The organism is Clostridioides sp. ZZV14-6345 (assembly GCF_020657775.1).
GTDB classification, from domain to species: Bacteria; Bacillota; Clostridia; order Peptostreptococcales; family Peptostreptococcaceae; genus Clostridioides; species Clostridioides difficile_D.
The window spans coordinates 1-1749 of record NZ_JAGWCX010000140.1; the positions used below are offsets into that span (position 1 = coordinate 1).

The window sequence follows — 1749 nt, forward strand, 5'->3', positions numbered from 1 at the left end:
TCACAAGTGTGCGTAGCTATTTTTTAATCAATTTTATTAAAAATAACAGTCTTCTCTTTTAAAGAAATTTTTCCAACTTGATATCCATATTCATTTACTTCTTTTTTATACTTCAAAAAAGAATGGTCTATCTCTATTCCAGCAATATTTTTTATTTCTTCAAAAGTTAATTTAAATGATGAAGTACCATTTTTCTTAACATATTCCCACAAAGAACTATATTTACTCATTTTATATCACTCCTTTTAAAATTATATCTTATCTATTAATTTATATTCTATCACTATTAATTTATAAAGTCATGCTACTTATTATTTACATACAAAAATATATAAATAATAAGCAACAATTTTTTATAATCATCATATTTTCTTCATATTAAATAAAATTTACTTGCAATCATTTACAGTTAAAATATTTTTAAAAGGAATTACACTCCATCATAAAATAAACTTTAATTATTCTTATTTTTGTTATGAATTATTCAAAACAATATGTATTTGTTGGAATACAAATCTAATAACTAAAAATTTTTACACATTTACTGCTTAAAAATCTTTTTATTGTGTCTAGGTTTAAATCTCTAATATCTTAGTAGTAACGTTTTCTTAACTTTCGTCATGAATGTCAATTCAGCTATAATTAAAGCTCTACATCAATCTTTTTACCACTCATTGAGCAGCAACTAATTTTTGCATTATCAATAGAAAATATTTCAAATTTGCCATCTCCTACAGAGTACATCTGACTTAAGCTTGGCATTATTTCAAGAGCCTTAGCTTGTGTTTCTTTTGATGTAACAAATACTGCTTCACCTAAAATACGTAGAGTATTGAGTTTTTGGTCTATACAGCAAATCTCAACCTTTGGATTAAAAATAAGTTGCTTAAACATATCCTTTTGGTTAGATGTGCAAAATGTAAGTTTCCCATCGTATTCCATAACGAATCCTAGAGGACGCACATGTGCCTGGTTCTTGTCATCGGCTGTTGCTAAATAATAAACTCCTGCTTTGTTTAAAAATTCTAATACTTTCATAGTTTTTACACCCCTTTTAAATACTTGTATTAAGGATTATCCTTTGATATAATTTTAATATAAAATACAAAAAAAACAAGTATGCAGTTTTTTCTGATAAAGTATAAAAAAGATACTAGTGTAAGTGAGGAGTAAATATAATGAATCTAGATAATGAAAAAAATATGACTACAAATGTTGAAGAATTAACCTGTCCAATACGTTATGCATTAGATATTGTTGGTGGTAAGTGGAAATTACCTATTATATGTATGCTAGCAGTTGAAAATCCAATTAGATATAGTAGCATAAAAAGAAAACTAGACGGCGTTACAAATACTATGCTAGCTCAATCATTAAAAGATTTAGAGTCTGATGGTATTGTTCATCGCAAACAATATAATGAAATCCCTCCAAAAGTCGAATATACATTGACAAGTAAAGGTAAAAGTATTGTACCTATTTTACAACAATTTGCTAATTGGGGAGCTACTAATATGCAAGAAAAAAATAAATGTGGACTTAATTGCAAAGAATGTAGAAAAATAAAATAAATTTAAGTTTGCTAAATTATTCGTATTATAGCTTATATCTTAGTTTATCTGATTGAATATAAAAAGGAGCTGTCGCATGAGCAAATTAACTTTGTTCTGTGACAACTCTTTTTTTACTTATCTTAATAGATATATTTTTAATTGTTTTATATAAAGTTTATGTTCTAAGTAAAATTAT

3 protein-coding genes are annotated in these 1749 nt (G+C 25.7%); 1 reads left to right on the forward strand and 2 read right to left on the reverse strand.

What is annotated here, in order from left to right:
* Positions 1 to 23: 23 nt before the first annotated feature.
* Together KGF39_RS19270 and KGF39_RS19275 are read right to left on the reverse strand one after the other, a co-directional pair.
* A complete protein-coding gene (locus KGF39_RS19270) occupies positions 24 to 230 on the reverse strand; it encodes a hypothetical protein (protein WP_107594481.1) in 207 nt (68 codons plus the stop codon).
* 412 nt (positions 231 to 642) lie between these two features.
* Positions 643 to 1038 (reverse strand): pyridoxamine 5'-phosphate oxidase family protein, encoded by a 396-nt coding sequence (locus KGF39_RS19275; RefSeq protein WP_054272287.1) that lies wholly within the window; start codon positions 1036 to 1038, stop codon positions 643 to 645.
* A 140-nt stretch (positions 1039 to 1178) separates the two neighbouring features.
* Here KGF39_RS19275 and KGF39_RS19280 point away from each other — a divergent pair, with 140 nt between their 5' ends.
* Positions 1179 to 1571, forward strand: a complete 393-nt coding sequence (locus KGF39_RS19280) for a winged helix-turn-helix transcriptional regulator (RefSeq protein ID WP_054272286.1) — start codon at positions 1179 to 1181, stop codon at positions 1569 to 1571.
* Positions 1572 to 1749: the final 178 nt, after the last annotated feature.

Bases quoted from the DNA above. Each gene is read 5' to 3' on its own strand.
- KGF39_RS19270 (WP_107594481.1), bottom strand. From the start codon at position 230: ATGAGTAAATATAGTTCTTTGTGGGAATATGTTAAGAAAAATGGTACT.
- KGF39_RS19275 (WP_054272287.1), bottom strand. From the start codon at position 1,038: ATGAAAGTATTAGAATTTTTAAACAAAGCAGGAGTTTATTATTTAGCA.
- KGF39_RS19280 (WP_054272286.1), top strand. From the start codon at position 1,179: ATGAATCTAGATAATGAAAAAAATATGACTACAAATGTTGAAGAATTA.